Origin of the sequence: Modicisalibacter sp. MOD 31.J (genome assembly GCF_020147985.1) — a bacterium.
Classification (GTDB): Bacteria; Pseudomonadota; Gammaproteobacteria; order Pseudomonadales; family Halomonadaceae; genus Modicisalibacter; species Modicisalibacter coralii.
Genome location: NZ_JAGXFF010000001.1, coordinates 995,615 through 1,010,792 on the forward strand (window position 1 = coordinate 995,615; position 15,178 = coordinate 1,010,792).

A 15,178-nucleotide genomic window follows, 5' to 3' on the forward strand; every position below is an offset into this window, starting at 1 on the left:
AAGATTGCGCGCGATTATACCCGAAAGCGGCTTGCGGCTTCGAGCGTCAGCGTTCGCGGATCACCGCCAGCGGGTAGATTCGCCCGCCGCGCAGATCGCGCAGACGCTGCGTCACCAGCGGGCTGCGCAGCCGTCCGGCGCGCTCGAGATCGTCGATTTCCGAGTACGTCAGCCAGTGGGCGGCGAGGATGCCCGTGTCGAGCGGCGTGTCGAGCCAGGCCAGGGGCGTGGCGACGAAGGCGTGGCTGTGGAAGACCAGCCCGTCGGCCGCGGTGAACACATAGAGCCCCAGGTAGTCGGTGATCGCGACCTGCCAGGCGCTTTCCTCGGCGGTCTCGCGACGGGCGGCGTCGACCAGCGTCTCGCCCGGTTCGAGGTGGCCGGCGGGCTGGTTGAACTCGCTGAGCGGCCCGCCGCGATCCTCTTCCACCAGCAGATAGCGGCCGCCGCGCTCGACCACCGTGGCCACGGTCACCCGGGGTGCCCAGCGGCTCATGACGAGCGTCTCCGGCGGCGCGGCTGACGTGGCCGGCCTGGGGCCACCGGGGCGTGCAGCGTCTCGCGGCGCCATTGACCCGGGGCGAGGCCGTCGAGCCGCCAGGCGCCGATCGCCACGCGGATCAGCCGCAGGGTGGGGTGGCCGACGTGCGCGGTCATGCGCCGAACCTGGCGGTTGCGCCCCTCGCGCAGGGTGATTTCCAGCCAGCGGGTCGGGATGTCGCGACGCTCGCGGATCGGCGGGTGACGGGGGCCGACGTCGGGCGGGGCGATGCGCCGCACCTGGGCCGGGCGGGTCGGCCCGTCGTTGAGCACGACGCCCTGGCGAAGGGCCTCGAGAGCGGCATCGTCCGGCTCGCCGTCGACCTGTATCCAGTAGGTCTTGGGCTGCTTGTGGCGCGGATCGCTGATGCGTCGGATCAGGGCGCCGTCGTCGGTGAGCAGCAGCAGCCCCTCGGAGTCGTAGTCGAGTCGCCCGGCGGCGTAGACGCCAGGGACGTCGATGACCTCGGCGAGCGTGGCCCGGCCCTGGTCGTCGGTGAACTGGGAGAGCATCTGGAACGGCTTGTGCAGTAGATAGAGGTCACTCATGAGGTTGCGGCTCGCGGCGTGGCGAATTGTCGACATTGTTCATGCGGATAGGGGCCTGCACTGTTATACTGCGGCGCGACCGCAGGGGTACCATCGCCGACACGCGAACCAGGGCATCCCGGGCCCCTGTCTGCAACGATGGGCCGAGCGCCTGCGTGGACACAGTTCATGGCAATCGGACGCGCCGGGTCGCCGCTTTCCCCAGGCGGCAGCGACGTCGATTCGCCCGGACCCCGATTTCTTGCAATCGCAGCGACACAGAGAGGTTAACGCAACGATGTCCAAAGCGCCGAAAATCATCTATACGCTCACCGATGAGGCCCCTGCACTCGCGACCCACTCCCTGCTGCCGATCATCGATGCCTTCACCGATCCCGCCGGCATCGAGGTCGAAACCCGCGATATCTCTCTGGCCGGTCGCATCATCTCGCAGTTTCCCGACTACCTGAGCGAAGACCAGCGTATCGCCGATGACCTGGCCGAGCTCGGTGAGCTGACCCAGAAGCCCGAAGCCAACATCATCAAGCTGCCCAACATCAGCGCCTCCGTGCCCCAGCTCAAGGCCGCCATCAAGGAGCTTCAGGCTCAGGGCTACAAGCTGCCCAACTATCCCGAAGATCCCAAGAACGACGACGAGAAGGCGATCCAGGCGCGCTACGACAAGGCCAAGGGCAGTGCGGTCAACCCGGTGCTGCGCGAGGGCAATTCCGACCGCCGTGCCCCGCAGTCTGTCAAGCGCTTCGCCCGCAAGCATCCGCATCGCATGGGCGAGTGGTCCAGCGACTCCCAGTCGCACGTCGCCCACATGACCGAGGGCGATTTCTACGACACCGAGAAGTCGGCGGTGATCGGCCAGGCCGGCAGCCTCAAGATCGAGCTGCTGCAGAAGGACGGCACCCACACGGTGCTCAAGGACAAGGTCGCGGTGCTCGACGGCGAAGTGGTCGACGGCGCCGCGATGAGCAGCCGGCGTCTGAGCCGTTTCATCGACAGCGAAATCAAGGATGCCAAGAAGCGCAACGTGCTGTTCTCGCTGCACCTCAAGGCGACCATGATGAAGGTCTCCGACCCGATCATGTTCGGCATGGTGGTGTCCGAGTTCTACCGCGAGGTACTCGACAAGCACGCCGACCTGCTCGACAAGGCCGGTTTCGACCCCAGCAACGGCATCGGCGATCTCTACACTGCCATCGAGAAGCTGCCGAGCGAGCAGCAGGACGCGATCAAGGCCGACATCGAGGCGCTCTACAAGGAGCGGCCGCCGCTGGCGATGGTCAATTCGCACAAGGGCATCACCAACCTGCACGTGCCCTCTGATGTGATCATCGATGCCTCGATGCCGGCGATGATCCGCGATTCCGGCAAGATGTGGGGCGCCGATGACGCCCTGCACGATGCCAAGGCGGTGATTCCGGACCGCTGCTATGCCGGCATCTACCAGACCGTGATCGAGGACTGCAAGAAGCACGGCGCCTTCGATCCGACCACCATGGGCAGCGTGCCCAACGTCGGTCTGATGGCGCAGAAGGCCGAGGAGTACGGCTCCCACGACAAGACCTTCCAGATCCCCGCCGACGGCACCGTGCGCGTGACCGACGAGAACGGCCAGGTGCTCTTCGAGCACGAGGTCGAGCGCGACGACATCTGGCGCATGTGCCAGACCAAGGACGCGCCGATCCAGGACTGGGTCAAGCTCGCCGTCACCCGCGCCCGCGACAGCGACACCCCGGCGGTGTTCTGGCTCGACGCCAAGCGGGCCCACGACGCGCAGCTGATCGAGAAGGTCGAGCACTACCTGAAGGATCACGACACCGACGGCCTGGACATCCGCATCATGTCGCCGGAAGACGCCATGCGCTTCTCGCTGGAGCGGATTCGCGCCGGCAAGGACACCATCTCCGTCACCGGCAACGTGCTGCGCGACTACCTGACCGACCTGTTCCCGATCATGGAGTTGGGCACCAGTGCCAAGATGCTCTCCATCGTGCCGCTGATGAACGGTGGCGGACTGTTCGAGACCGGCGCCGGCGGCAGTGCGCCCAAGCACGTCCAGCAGTTCCTGGAAGAGAACCACCTGCGCTGGGATTCGCTGGGCGAGTTCCTGGCGCTGGCCGCCTCGCTCGAGCACCTGGGCAAGACCTTCGACAACGCCCGCGCCCGCGTGCTGGCCGAGGCGCTGGACAAGGCCAACGGTCAGTTCCTCGACAGCAACAAGTCGCCCTCGCGCAAGGTCGGCGAGATCGACAACCGCGGCAGCCATTTCTACCTGGCGCTCTACTGGGCCCAGGCGGTGGCGTCCCAGGATGACGATGCCGAGCTGAAGTCGCTGTTCGCCGAGCTGGCCAAGACGCTCGAGGAGAAGGAGTCGCAGATCATGGACGAACTCAACGGCGTCCAGGGCAAGCCGGTCGACATCCATGGCTACTACCATCCGGATCACGACCGGGCCAGTCAGGCGATGCGCCCCAGCGCGACCCTGAATCAGGCGCTGGACGTCGTGGCCAAGGGCTGAACCACCCCCGGCCCGCCGGGCCCGTGACCGCATCCCCCGCTCGCCTCGCGAGCGGGGGATTTTCGTTAGCCCCCTTGCAAGCATGCCCCGTGGGCCGCATCTTGAAGGGAACCCCGGGAGTTTCTCGACGTCTCAAGCAATGCGTCATGCGGCACTCCCGGCTTGTAGAGATGGATTCTGGCTCTTATGTTCAATAGAGACGAGAGAATGTCGATGACCGCCGTGGTATTGCATCCCGGAACGTCCCCGTCACTGGCGCAGCCGATCCGCGCCGGGATGACGCGGCCGCCCGGGACCGAAGAGGAGGGTGAGGAAGACCTCGCGGTCAAGCCGACGGATCCGGAATTGGAGGAGCCGCCGCGCTACAAGGTGGTTCTTCACAATGACGACTACACCCCGATGGAGTTCGTCGTCGAGGTATTGCAGACCTTCTTCTACATGGATCACGAGAAGGCCGTGCAGATCATGATGGCGGTCCATACCCAAGGCAAGGCGACCTGCGGCATCTTTACCCGCGACATCGCGGAAACCAAGAGTCATCAAGTCAACGAGTATGCACGCGAGTGCCAGCATCCATTGCTGTGTGACATCGACAGGGCCGACTGACGCCAGGCAACGTCACAGTCTGGGGGTTGCCAAACCGCCCAAAGTGCCCGATTGTGAAAGTGCCGACATGCCCTAGGCGGCGAGAAGGGGACTGCCATGCTGAGCAAAGAACTTGAACTCACCCTGAATACGGCCTTCACGGTGGCGCGCTCCAAGCGTCATGAATTCATGACCGTCGAGCATCTGCTGCTGGCCCTTCTGGACAACGCGTCCGCAGCCGACGTGCTGCGCGCCTGTGGAGCCAACCTCGACAAGTTGCGCTCCGACCTGCAGGATTTCATCAATTCCACGACGCCGCTGATCCCCGAGGAACAGGAGGATCGCGAGACCCAGCCGACCCTGGGCTTCCAGCGCGTGCTTCAGCGTGCGGTGTTCCACGTGCAATCGTCCGGCAAGTCCGAAGTCACCGGTGCCAACGTGCTGGTGGCGATCTTCTCGGAGCAGGAGAGCCAGGCGGTCTACTTCCTCAAGCAGCAGAACGTGGCGCGCGTGGATGCGGTCAACTACATCGCCCACGGCATCTCCAAGGTGGCCGGTCACGGCCAGAACCCGTCGCCGTCCCAGGACGCCGAGGAGGGTGAAGAGGGTATGAGCGAAGGCAATGCCCATCCGTTGACCGGTTACGCGACCAACCTCAACGAGCAGGCGCGGCTCGGCAAGATCGATCCGCTGATCGGCCGCGACCACGAACTCGAGCGCACCGTGCAGATCCTGGCGCGGCGTCGCAAGAACAACCCGCTGCTGGTGGGCGAGGCCGGGGTCGGCAAGACGGCGATCGCCGAAGGCCTGGCCAAGCGCATCGTCGAGGAGGACGTCCCCGACGTGATCAGCGATGCGGTGGTCTATGCGCTGGACATGGGCGCGCTGCTCGCCGGCACCAAGTATCGTGGCGACTTCGAGAAGCGGCTCAAGTCGCTGCTGGCGGAGCTCAAGAAGCAGCCCAATTCGATCCTGTTCATCGACGAGATCCACACCGTGATCGGCGCCGGTGCCGCCTCGGGTGGCGTCATGGACGCCTCGAACCTGCTCAAGCCGCTGCTCTCCTCGGGCGAGCTGCGCTGCATCGGCTCGACCACCTTCCAGGAGTTCCGCGGCATCTTCGAGAAGGATCGCGCCCTGGCGCGGCGTTTCCAGAAGGTCGACGTCCTCGAGCCGTCGGTGGAGGACACCATCCGCATCCTCAAGGGGCTGCGCGGCCGCTTCGAGGAGCATCATCAGCTCAAGTACACCGACAGCGCACTCGACAGTGCGGTGCGCCTGGCGGATCGCTACATCAACGACCGTCATCTGCCCGACAAGGCGATCGACGTGATCGACGAGGCGGGCGCGCACCAGCGGCTGCTGCCGCCGGAAGTGCGGGTGTCGACCATCGACACCGAACAGGTGGAGGCCGTGGTCGCGTCGATCGCGCGGATCCCGCCGAAGAGCGTCTCGACCTCGGATCGCAAGCTGCTTTCCAATCTCGATCGCGACCTCAAGATGCTGGTGTTCGGTCAGGACGAGGCGATCGACAGCCTGGCCTCGGCGATCAAGCTCTCGCGGGCCGGTCTCAAGTCACCCGACAAGCCGGTGGGCAGCTTCCTGTTCGCGGGTCCGACCGGGGTCGGCAAGACCGAGGTCGCCCGCCAGCTGTCGCAGCTGATGGGCATCGAGCTGGTGCGCTTCGACATGTCCGAGTACATGGAGCGCCACACCGTGTCGCGGCTGATCGGTGCCCCGCCGGGCTACGTGGGCTACGATCAGGGCGGCCTGCTCACCGAGGCGATCACCAAGCAGCCGCATTGCGTGCTGCTGCTCGACGAGATCGAAAAGGCGCACCCCGAGGTCTTCAACCTGCTGCTGCAGGTCATGGACCATGGCCGGCTGACCGACAACAACGGCCGCGAGGCGGACTTCCGTCACGTCATCCTGATCATGACCTCGAACGCCGGGGCCGAGCAGATCGCGCGCCGCTCCATCGGCTTCCAGACCCAGGACCACTCCACGGATGGCTCGGAGGTGATTCGCAAGACCTTCACGCCCGAGTTCCGCAACCGCCTGGATGGCATCATCCAGTTCCACGGTCTGGCGCCGCAGGTGGTACGCAACGTGGTCGACAAGTTCCTGGTCGAACTCCAGGCCCAGCTCGACGAGAAGCGCGTCCAGCTGGACGTCGACGAATCGGCGCGCGCCTGGCTGGCCGAGAAGGGCTACGATCCCGAGATGGGCGCGCGCCCGATGGCGCGGGTCATTCAGGAGAAGCTCAAGAAACCCCTGGCCGAAATGATCCTGTTCGGCGAGCTTGCCGAGAATGGTGGCGTGGTTCACGTCTCGGTGGAAGCCGACGAGCTGCACCTGGCCACCGAAGCCGAAGTGGCCTGAACGCCTTCGCCGGGAGCGGCTGAAGCGCCGTCTCCCGGTATCGGCATCACTACCGCGCCTCGTCGATGACGGGGCGTTTTTCATGGAAGCGAGACGGCGGTGCGCGCAGGCGTCGGGCGGAGCAGGGGCCTTGGAAACGCAGGGCGGTGGCCGGAACCCGGAACCGGGTCAGGCAAGGGAGACCCTGAACGCCGATGGCGCAGGGGCAGCGCTCAACGCGAGCGGTAGACGATACGACCCTTGGACAGATCGTAGGGGGTCAGTTCGACCTTGACCTTGTCACCGGTCAGGATGCGGATGTAGTTCTTGCGCATCTTGCCCGAGATGTGAGCCGTCACGACGTGACCGTTTTCCAGCTCGACGCGGAACATGGTGTTGGGCAGCGTGTCGACGACGACGCCTTCCATTTCGATATGATCTTCTCGTGCCATATAGGCGAATCCTCGATGGTTGCGACAGTCACAGCGGGACGCGTTGCCGAAGGGCAGCGTCGTCGCTGATCAAGATAGCCCGATATTCTGCCGCATGCCGCGCGTCAAGGCAAAAATTCCCGCTCTCTACAGCGGGATGGCCCGGCGCCAGTGACGTCCGTCAAGGAATTCGAGGGGCTGGAAGGCCTGCTTGTAGTTCATCTTCGTCGATTCGCGGATCCAGTAACCCAGGTAGACATGAGCCAGCCCTCGCTGGCGGGCCATTTCCACCTGACGCAGCACCGCATAGGTGCCCAGCGAGCGCCGCGTGAACTCGGGGGCCGGGTCGAAGAAGGTGTAGATCGCCGACAGGCCGTGGCCCAGCATGTCGATGGCGGCCACCGCCAGCAACCGGCCAGCCAGGCGGAATTCCAGCAGTCGGGCGTAGGGGTGGTCCAGGGTCAGAAAGGTCCGGTACTGCTCGTGGCTGGGCGGATACATGTCGCCATCGGCGTGGCGGGCGCGGATATAGCGCGCGTAGAGGGCATAGTGCTCCGGGTCGAAGGTGGCCGGGCGCTCGTGCAGGTCCAGGTCGGCGTTGCGGCGCCAGAGCTTGCGCTGGGTGCGACTGGCGGTGAAGTCGTCCACCGGGATGCGCACCGAAATGCAGGCGCTGCAGCCTTCGCAGTGCGGGCGATACAGGTGGCGTCCGCTGCGGCGGAAACCCAGCAGGGCGAGGGCATCGTAGACGCCCTGTCCGGGCGACTCCTGGGGGTCGAGAAACAGCGTCGTGGCCTCTCGTCCCGTCAGGTAGCTGCAGGCATGGGGCACCGTCAGGAAGAAGCGCAGGTCCCGTGCCGGCTGCTGCGGCGCGCTACTACTCACGTTCTTGGCCTCCCGGATGGCAACGGAATGACGGGGCCAGCGGCCATGGGTCTGCCGGCAGAGCGGCATACTGGTCAAGATAGTCGATGAACGCGCGGCGGGCGATGTCGCGGGCGCCCAGGCTGGCCAGGTGCGCGGTGTGCATCTGGCAGTCGATCAGCCCGCCGCCCTGGTCGGCAAGATGCCGGGCGAGGTGGACCAGGGCGACTTTCGAGGCATCGCTCTCGCGGCTGAACATCGACTCGCCGAAGAAGGCGCGACCCAGGGCGACGCCGTAGAGTCCGCCCACCAGGTGCTCGCCCCGCCAGACCTCCACCGAGTGGGCGTGGCCCAGGTCATGCAGACGCCGGTAGGCGGCCTGCATGGGCGGGGTGATCCAGGTGCCCTCGGCGCGCGTCTCGGCACAGGCGGCGATCACGGCCGCGAAGCACTGGTCGCGGGTGACCCGGAAGCCGCCGTTGCGCAGGCGCTTGGCGAGGCTGCGGCGGATACGGACCTCATCGGGAAACAGCACCATCCGTGGGTCGGGGCTCCACCACAGGATCGGCTGGTCGTCGGAGAACCAGGGAAAGATGCCGCGACGATAGGCGGCCAGCAGCCAATCCGGCGTCAAGGCGCCGCCCGCCGCCAGCAGCCCGTCGGGGTCGTGGAGGGCGCTCTCGGTGGGCGGGAAGCGAACCGGGCGGGCCGGTAACCAGGGCAGCATGGAGCGTTGTCTCGCAGATCGGCCGTCGATGCCCGCCAAGTTTGCCGTCGCTAACCCGTCAACTCAATGCCCCGCCGGGCTGCCGGGCGATTCCCGCGTCCCGGCCCCTGTGCCCGATGGCCCAGGCTCGGTATGATGGCGGGCATATCGAGACGAGGGTCTCGCGGCGCGGGCTCGGCCCCGTGGCGAGACCGGCGGAGTCAGCAAGGGGGTAGGCCTTTTGAGTGTCGAGAAGAGGACCCGAGGGCGCCGGCAGGCCGCGTCCCAGGCCCGGGAGCGGGCGCGTCGTTTCGGGCTGCGCCTGCAGGGGGCATCCCGGGAAGGGGTGATCATCGTGTTGCTGGCGGCGTGCGTGTTCCTGCTGTTGTCGCTGTTCAGCTATTCGCCCGCCGATCCGGGCTGGTCGCAGAGCGGGCCGGAGCAGGCGGTGAGCAACTGGATGGGGCCGATCGGCGCCTGGCTTTCCGACGTGCTGTACTCGCTGTTCGGGGCCAGCGCGTTGTGGTGGCCGGGGATGCTGGGCTTCGCCGCCTGGCGGCTGATGCGTCGGCGCGAGGTGCGCCTGGAGTGGGACGCCACGGCCCTGGCGGTTCGTGCGGGCGGTCTGGTGCTGCTGCTGCTGGCCACCACCAGCCTGGGGGCGCTGCACTTTTTCAACCCCGACAGCGAACTGCCCTACCAGGCCGGGGGGATCCTCGGCGAGGGGCTCGGTGAAGCCTTGACGCCGCTGGTCGGCCTGCGTGGGGCGACCTTGATCGCCCTGGCGGCATTCCTGGCCGGCTTTCCGCTGTTCTCCGGGCTCTCCTGGCTGACGGTGATGGACGAACTGGGCCTGCGCGTCCAGGCCGGGCTGCAGTGGATCGCCCGCCAGTTCGGGGGCGCGCGTGACTCGCTGAACCGCCGTGGCGAGCCGGACGACACGCCGGAGACCGCCGAGAACCACCCCGTGACCGACGACGCCGTAGCGGACGAGAGCCCGGCGGACGGCGAGACCGGTGCCGCCCGCCCCTGGTGGAAGCGCTGGCTGGGCCGCGGTCGCGAGGAAGCCTGGCAGGGCGAGCCGGCGCTGGCCGGCGGTCAGCGCATGGAGCCGCAACTGGGCCCCGATCTCGGCGGGTATCCGGGCGAGGCGGGCGCCGATGACGCGCCGTCCTGGCAGGCCCGCGAGAGCGGCACCGACATCCCCTGGGACGTCCCCGAGCAGACGCCCTCGGCCAAGCGGCCCGAGGCGGCGTATACCGCGCAGGAGGCGCGTGCCCGGGAGGCCTTCACGCGGCCTTCTTCCCCGCAGACCGCCACGCCACCCGAGGCGCCTGCGCCGACGGCCCAACGATCGCATGCCGACGCGCCGGCCGCATCACGCCCAGCCGGCCCCGATGCGAACCCGCACGAGCGGGTCCGCCGCGAACCCGAGCTCGACCGCGCCGGCGAGCGCGGGCCAGCGCGCGCCACGCCCGGCATGGCACCGCCCGAGCCGATTCTGCCCGACGATGACGAGCCGGAGATCCCGGCGCCCATCTCGCGGCCGATCATGACCGATACCCGCCAGCCGCCTCATGCCGCCCCGGCGGAAAGGCCCTCGGCGCCGGCCGCGAGCGTCCCGGCGGAGGCGCCGCCTGCGGTGGACCGCGAAGACACAACGGTGCCCCCGCGGGACGAACCGTCCGTGACGGCGGCGACGGATTCCGGCGATGAACGTACCGACCCGGCGACCAGCGAGCCGCCCGCTGCCGGGCCGCCCGAGTCGCCGTGGGGCGCTCCCCCGCCGGCGCCATCCAGCGAGCCGGCCCCGTCGCCGCTATCGGCTATGGCCTCCGACGACGAGGAGGCGGCCCCGGCGCCGCCCTGGACCCCCGAGCATGCTGCCGAAACGCCTTCCACGCGGTCGACCGACATGCAGGCCACGCCCCGGGACGAGCCCCGCATGGCGAGTGCCGAGCAGGCTCGCGAGGCGGCCCGCGAACCGGAGGGGCCGGCGTTGTGGACGGTCGAGCATCTGCAGAATCAGCGACCGGTACTCGACGACCTGCCCGAGCCGGATGGCGAGTTCCCGTCGCTGCGCCTGCTCACGCCGCCCGACCCGCAGCAGCCCAACTACACGCCGGAGCAACTGGCCGACATGGCCGAGCTGCTCGAGACGCGACTGCGCGAGTACGGCGTCAAGGCGGAGGTGGTCGAGACCTGGCCGGGGCCGGTGATCACGCGCTTCGAGATCAAGCCGGCGGCAGGGGTGAAGGTCTCCAAGATCAGCAACCTGGCCAAGGACCTGGCGCGCTCGCTGATGGTCAAGAGCGTGCGCGTGGTCGAGGTGATTCCCGGGCGGCCCACGGTGGGCATCGAGATCCCCAACCCCAACCGGGCGATGATCCGCCTGCGCGAGGTGATCGACTCCGACGCCTATCAGCAGGCCGCCTCGCCGCTGACGCTGGCCCTGGGCCACGACATCGGCGGCGCGCCGGTGGTCGCCAACCTCGGCAAGATGCCGCACCTGCTGGTGGCCGGTACCACTGGCTCGGGCAAGTCCGTGGGGGTCAACGGCATGTTGATCTCGATGCTGCTCAAGGCGAGCCCGGAAGACGTGCGGATGATCATGGTCGACCCCAAGATGCTCGAGCTGTCGGTCTACGACGGCATTCCGCATCTGCTGGCGCCGGTAGTCACCGACATGAAGGAAGCCGCTAACGGCCTGCGCTGGTGCGTCGCCGAGATGGAGCGACGCTACAAGCTGATGGCGGCGATGGGCGTGCGCAACATCGCCGGCTTCAATGCCAAGCTCGACGAGGCCGAGCGGGCCGGTGCCCAGGTCGCCGATCCGCTGTGGGAGCCGCAGCCGTGGCAGATGCACGAACAGCCGCCGGTCCTCGAGAAGCTGCCCTACATCGTGGTGGTGATCGACGAGTTCGCCGACATGTTCATGATCGTCGGCAAGAAGGTCGAGGAACTGATCGCGCGGCTGGCGCAGAAGGCCCGTGCCGCCGGTATCCATCTGATCCTCGCCACCCAGCGGCCCTCGGTGGACGTGGTGACCGGTCTGATCAAGGCCAACATCCCCACGCGCATGGCCTTCCAGGTCTCGTCCAAGGTCGATTCGCGCACCATCCTCGACCAGGGCGGCGCCGAGGCGCTGCTGGGTCACGGCGACATGCTCTACCTGCCCGCCGGGGCGGGCATGCCGACCCGCGTTCACGGTGCCTTCGTCGACGATGATGAGGTGCACCGCGTGGTCGAGGACTGGAAGCGGCGCGGCGAGCCGGAATACATCGACGAGATCCTCACCGGGGGTGTTTCCGCCGATGCCCTGACCGGTCTCGAGGCCGAGGGCGGCGGGGGCGACGGCGATGATGCCGAACAGGACGCACTCTACGACGAGGCGGTGATGTTCGTCACCGAGTCGCGCCGGGCCTCGATTTCCGCCGTGCAGCGCCGCTTCAAGATCGGCTACAACCGCGCCGCGCGGCTGGTCGAGGCGATGGAAGCGGCCGGCGTGGTATCGTCGATGGGCACCAATGGCAGCCGCGAGGTGCTGGCGCCGCCGCCCGTCGGCGATTGAGCCGTCGCGGGGCGGGCCGGTACGCCTGTGCAAGCAATGAGGAAGCCGCGACGCCGTTGCAACCCGACGGCGTGCAGGCTGTCCATGGAAGGGACGGCGGCCAGCGCCGTCCGATGAGAGTCGACGACCAAGGAGACGGCATGAAACTGTTCAAGAGTCTGGCGGTGCTCGGTGCGCTGTTGCTGATGATGCCGCTGACGGCGAGTGCCGACGAGGCGGCGGCGCAGCGTCTGACCCACCTGCTCGATCCGCTCAAGACCTACGCGGCCGATTTCGATCAGCAGATCCTCGACGGCAGCGGCAATCGCCTGCAGGAAGCCAAGGGCCGCATGTGGCTGTCGCGCCCCGGCAAGTTCCGCTGGGAGGTCGACGCCCCCTATCGCCAGGAGGTGGTCTCGGACGGCGATCAGGTCTATCTGTACGACCCCGACCTCGAGCAGGTCACGGTGCAGCCCCTCGACAAGCGGGTCACGCACACGCCGGCCCTGCTGCTGTCCGGCAGCAGCGCGGCATTGACCGACAGCTACAAGGTCTCGCGCACGCAGCAGGGGGCGGCGGAAACCTTCACGCTGATTCCCAAGACGCCCGATACCCTGTTCGAGTCGCTGAAGCTGACCTTCCGCGGCGAGCAACTGGCCGGGTTGCGGATGACCGACAGCACTGGGCAGCAGACGGCGATCCGCTTCGACGAGGTCGAGACCAACCCGAGGCTGGAAGCGTCGCGCTTTACGTTCGAGATTCCCGACGGTGCCGACGTGATTCGCGAAGCCGGCTGAACGGGCTTCTCGCGGTACTGCCAGGACCCCGGTCGCGGTGTGCGCGACCGGGGTCTTTTTCGTGCGCGGCTCAGGTGCTTTCGGTGCCGCGATCGGCCTGGGCGTCGAGCTCGGCGCGCCAGGCCTGCATCTGCTTGAAGCGTTTCTCCTGACCGTACTCGCTGGGGGCGAAGAAGGTCGTTGCCGGCAACTCGTCGGGCCAGCAGTCGTGAGCGTGGCCGGCGGGATAGGCGTTGGGTTCGTTGTGGGCGTAGCGGTAGCCCTCGCCGTGACCCAGCGAGGCCATCAGCTTGGTCGGCGCGTTGCGCAGGTAGGTGGGCACCTCGAAATCGGGGTGCTCGGCGACGAAGCCCTTGGCGCCTTTCCAGGCGCGGTCGATGGCGTTGCTCTTGGGGGCCACGGCGAGATGGATGGCGGCGTGGGCGATGGCCCGCTGGCCCTCGTAATCGCCGAGCCGCAGATAGGCGTCCCAGGCGGCCATGACCAGGGGCAGGGCGCGGGGTTCGGCGTTGCCGACGTCTTCCGAGGCGATCGCCGCCAGGCGGCGGACGACGTCCAGCGGGTCGCCGCCACCCTGCATGAACTGGGCCATGTAGAGCAGCGCCGCGTCGGGCCGCGAGGAGCGAATCGACTTGTGGATGGCCGAGAGCAGGTCGTAGTAGTGATCGCCCTGCTTGTCGAAGGCGCTGGCCTGATGGCCGAGCACCTCCTCGAGGGCGTCGCGCGTCAGCCGCTCGCGATCGCCGTCCGTCCGGGTGAAGTCGCAGGCGGTCTCGAGCAGGCCCAGCGCGCGTCGGGCATCGCCGCTGCTGGCCCGGGCGAGGGTCGTCAGCACCTCGGCGTCGGCCTGGATGCGGCGCTGGCCCAGACCGCGTTGCGGGTCGTCGAGCGCGCGTTGCAGCACCTCGATCAGATCCGCTTCGTCGAGCTTCCTGAGCACGTAGACCCGCGCCCGGGAGAGCAGTGCCGAGTTGACCTCGAAGGAGGGATTCTCGGTGGTCGCGCCGATCAGCGTCAGCAGTCCCGATTCGACATGGGGCAGCAGGGCGTCCTGCTGGCTCTTGTTGAGGCGGTGGATCTCGTCGAGGAACAGCACCGTGCGTTGCTGCCGGGCCTGGGCGGCGCGGGCCCGCTCGACGGCGGTGCGGATCTCCTTGACCCCGGCCATCACCGCCGACAAATGCTCGAGGTTGGCCTCGGAGGCCGCGGCGAGGATGTCGGCGAGCGTGGTCTTGCCGACGCCGGGCGGGCCCCACAGGATCATCGAGCGCAACTGGCCGCTCTCGGCCATGCGGCGCAGCGGCTTGTCGGGCCCGACCAGCGCCTGCTGGCCGATGTAGTCGTCGAGGCGTCGCGGGCGCATGCGAAAGGCGAGCGGCGCGCTGTCGGCGTCTGCCGATTGGCTGAAAAGGTCCATAATGAATCGTCGGTTCGTCGTGCGAAGTGGGTGCCTGGGGTGTCATTCAACGGGCACAACGGCGTCTTTGCCACTAGTTTTATACAGTCGACGGGCCGAAGGACAGTGCCCTGCGCCGTTCGTCGTCCGCTGACATTCGCGCGTCGCGAGGTATCGCCTTAACTGGGCCGTGTCCGAAACACTGGCGAGCGCCGGCATTTTTCAGGCACGGTGACGGATGAGTCCAGTGCTCCCCCCTGTCGGTCAATGCTCTAGCAGAGGAGGCTCCCCCCATGCCCATGCTCAATCAATTGCGCCAGGACCATGCCAACATGGCGCGTCTGCTGCACGTGCTGTCGCTCAAGCACAAGACGCTGGACGAGGGCGAGCGGCCGAACTTCCAGCTGGTTCGTGAGGTCGTCGACTACATCCTCGACTACATGAAAGGCTTCACCGTGCCTCTCGAGCAGATCTGCGGCGAGCGTCTCATCGCCCGCGTTTCCGGTGTCGAGGATCTGATCGCCCGTCTCACCGCCGATTACGAGGCGCTGCATCAGCGGCTGATGCGGCTGTCCGAGAGTCTGGACATGATCCTGATGGATGCCGTGGTGCCCATGGATCGCTTCGCCGATGACCTCAAGGCCTACCTGGATGCCCACCGTGCCTACCTGCGTGCCGAACGCGAGGAACTCTTTCCGCTGATTCGCGATCACTTCGACGACGCCGACCTCGACCAGTTGGCCAGGGCGTTGCCGGAGGGCGCCGAGCAGGAACTGGCACGCCTGCAGGAGGCGTATTCCGAACTGTACGCCGAATTCCGCGAGGCGCCGTCGCCGTTGAGCTGAAAGGCGTGATGGTACTGTAAAAGTAACCAGTATTCGTGGCGT

General features: G+C 67.4%; 12 protein-coding genes. 6 read left to right on the top strand and 6 right to left on the bottom strand.

The annotated features are described in order from the left end of the window. Window positions 1-46: 46 nt before the first annotated feature. Together KGR00_RS04405 and KGR00_RS04410 are read right to left on the bottom strand one after the other, a co-directional pair. The gene (locus KGR00_RS04405) at window positions 47-496 is read right to left on the bottom strand and encodes an NUDIX hydrolase (RefSeq protein ID WP_224417532.1); all 450 of its coding nucleotides are present in this window, start codon (window positions 494-496) and stop codon (window positions 47-49) included. Continuing rightward, window positions 493-1,089, bottom strand: coding sequence for a pseudouridine synthase (locus KGR00_RS04410; protein WP_129138315.1), 597 nt, complete (start codon window positions 1,087-1,089; stop codon window positions 493-495). The genes KGR00_RS04405 and KGR00_RS04410 overlap by 4 nt, the downstream gene beginning before the upstream one ends. Before the next feature lie 277 nt (window positions 1,090-1,366). On the opposite strand from KGR00_RS04410, the gene KGR00_RS04415 reads away from it, so the two are divergent. From KGR00_RS04415 to clpA, 3 genes are all read left to right on the top strand, one after another. Further along, window positions 1,367-3,601, top strand: a complete 2,235-nt coding sequence (locus KGR00_RS04415) for an NADP-dependent isocitrate dehydrogenase (protein ID WP_224417531.1) — start codon at window positions 1,367-1,369, stop codon at window positions 3,599-3,601. Window positions 3,602-3,814: 213 nt separating this feature from the next. After that, the gene (gene clpS, locus KGR00_RS04420; protein WP_129138313.1) at window positions 3,815-4,207 is read left to right on the top strand and encodes an ATP-dependent Clp protease adapter ClpS; all 393 of its coding nucleotides are present in this window, start codon (window positions 3,815-3,817) and stop codon (window positions 4,205-4,207) included. Between the two features lie 96 nt (window positions 4,208-4,303). Continuing rightward, complete coding sequence (gene clpA, locus KGR00_RS04425) at window positions 4,304-6,568, top strand: ATP-dependent Clp protease ATP-binding subunit ClpA (RefSeq protein ID WP_129138312.1); 2,265 nt, start codon at window positions 4,304-4,306, stop codon at window positions 6,566-6,568. Between the two features lie 212 nt (window positions 6,569-6,780). Here clpA and infA read toward each other — a convergent pair whose 3' ends face one another. From infA to aat, 3 genes are all read right to left on the bottom strand, one after another. Continuing rightward, the gene (gene infA / locus KGR00_RS04430; RefSeq protein ID WP_013332816.1) at window positions 6,781-6,999 is read right to left on the bottom strand and encodes a translation initiation factor IF-1; all 219 of its coding nucleotides are present in this window, start codon (window positions 6,997-6,999) and stop codon (window positions 6,781-6,783) included. Window positions 7,000-7,125: 126 nt separating this feature from the next. Then, entirely contained in the window at window positions 7,126-7,863 is a 738-nt protein-coding gene (locus KGR00_RS04435; RefSeq protein ID WP_129138311.1) for an arginyltransferase, read from the bottom strand. Next, window positions 7,856-8,569: a leucyl/phenylalanyl-tRNA--protein transferase gene (gene aat / locus KGR00_RS04440; RefSeq protein ID WP_224417530.1), complete on the bottom strand. Its 714-nt coding sequence runs from the start codon at window positions 8,567-8,569 to the stop codon at window positions 7,856-7,858. The genes KGR00_RS04435 and aat overlap by 8 nt, the downstream gene beginning before the upstream one ends. A gap of 220 nt (window positions 8,570-8,789) precedes the next feature. Between aat and KGR00_RS04445 the strand changes: the two genes are divergently transcribed. Then, window positions 8,790-12,119: a DNA translocase FtsK 4TM domain-containing protein gene (locus KGR00_RS04445; RefSeq protein ID WP_275423108.1), complete on the top strand. Its 3,330-nt coding sequence runs from the start codon at window positions 8,790-8,792 to the stop codon at window positions 12,117-12,119. 140 nt (window positions 12,120-12,259) lie between these two features. Beyond that, window positions 12,260-12,895 carry an outer membrane lipoprotein chaperone LolA gene (lolA, locus tag KGR00_RS04450; RefSeq protein WP_224417529.1) on the top strand — a complete coding sequence of 212 codons (636 nt, stop codon included), beginning with the start codon at window positions 12,260-12,262 and terminating at the stop codon, window positions 12,893-12,895. A gap of 70 nt (window positions 12,896-12,965) precedes the next feature. Here lolA and KGR00_RS04455 read toward each other — a convergent pair whose 3' ends face one another. Then, window positions 12,966-14,312 (bottom strand): replication-associated recombination protein A, encoded by a 1,347-nt coding sequence (locus KGR00_RS04455; protein WP_224417528.1) that lies wholly within the window; start codon window positions 14,310-14,312, stop codon window positions 12,966-12,968. Window positions 14,313-14,590: 278 nt separating this feature from the next. Between KGR00_RS04455 and KGR00_RS04460 the strand changes: the two genes are divergently transcribed. Further along, a complete protein-coding gene (locus KGR00_RS04460; RefSeq protein ID WP_224419812.1) occupies window positions 14,591-15,136 on the top strand; it encodes a hemerythrin domain-containing protein in 546 nt (181 codons plus the stop codon). The last annotated feature ends 42 nt before the right edge of the window (window positions 15,137-15,178 follow it).

Excerpts from the sequence above, each read along its gene's own strand:
- KGR00_RS04405 (WP_224417532.1), bottom strand. The coding sequence starts at position 496 with ATGAGCCGCTGGGCACCCCGGGTGACCGTGGCCACGGTGGTCGAGCGC.
- KGR00_RS04410 (WP_129138315.1), bottom strand. The coding sequence starts at position 1,089 with ATGAGTGACCTCTATCTACTGCACAAGCCGTTCCAGATGCTCTCCCAG.
- KGR00_RS04415 (WP_224417531.1), top strand. The coding sequence starts at position 1,367 with ATGTCCAAAGCGCCGAAAATCATCTATACGCTCACCGATGAGGCCCCT.
- clpS (WP_129138313.1), top strand. The coding sequence starts at position 3,815 with ATGACCGCCGTGGTATTGCATCCCGGAACGTCCCCGTCACTGGCGCAG.
- clpA (WP_129138312.1), top strand. The coding sequence starts at position 4,304 with ATGCTGAGCAAAGAACTTGAACTCACCCTGAATACGGCCTTCACGGTG.
- infA (WP_013332816.1), bottom strand. The coding sequence starts at position 6,999 with ATGGCACGAGAAGATCATATCGAAATGGAAGGCGTCGTCGTCGACACG.
- aat (WP_224417530.1), bottom strand. The coding sequence starts at position 8,569 with ATGCTGCCCTGGTTACCGGCCCGCCCGGTTCGCTTCCCGCCCACCGAG.
- lolA (WP_224417529.1), top strand. The coding sequence starts at position 12,260 with ATGAAACTGTTCAAGAGTCTGGCGGTGCTCGGTGCGCTGTTGCTGATG.
- KGR00_RS04455 (WP_224417528.1), bottom strand. The coding sequence starts at position 14,312 with ATGGACCTTTTCAGCCAATCGGCAGACGCCGACAGCGCGCCGCTCGCC.
- KGR00_RS04460 (WP_224419812.1), top strand. The coding sequence starts at position 14,591 with ATGCTCAATCAATTGCGCCAGGACCATGCCAACATGGCGCGTCTGCTG.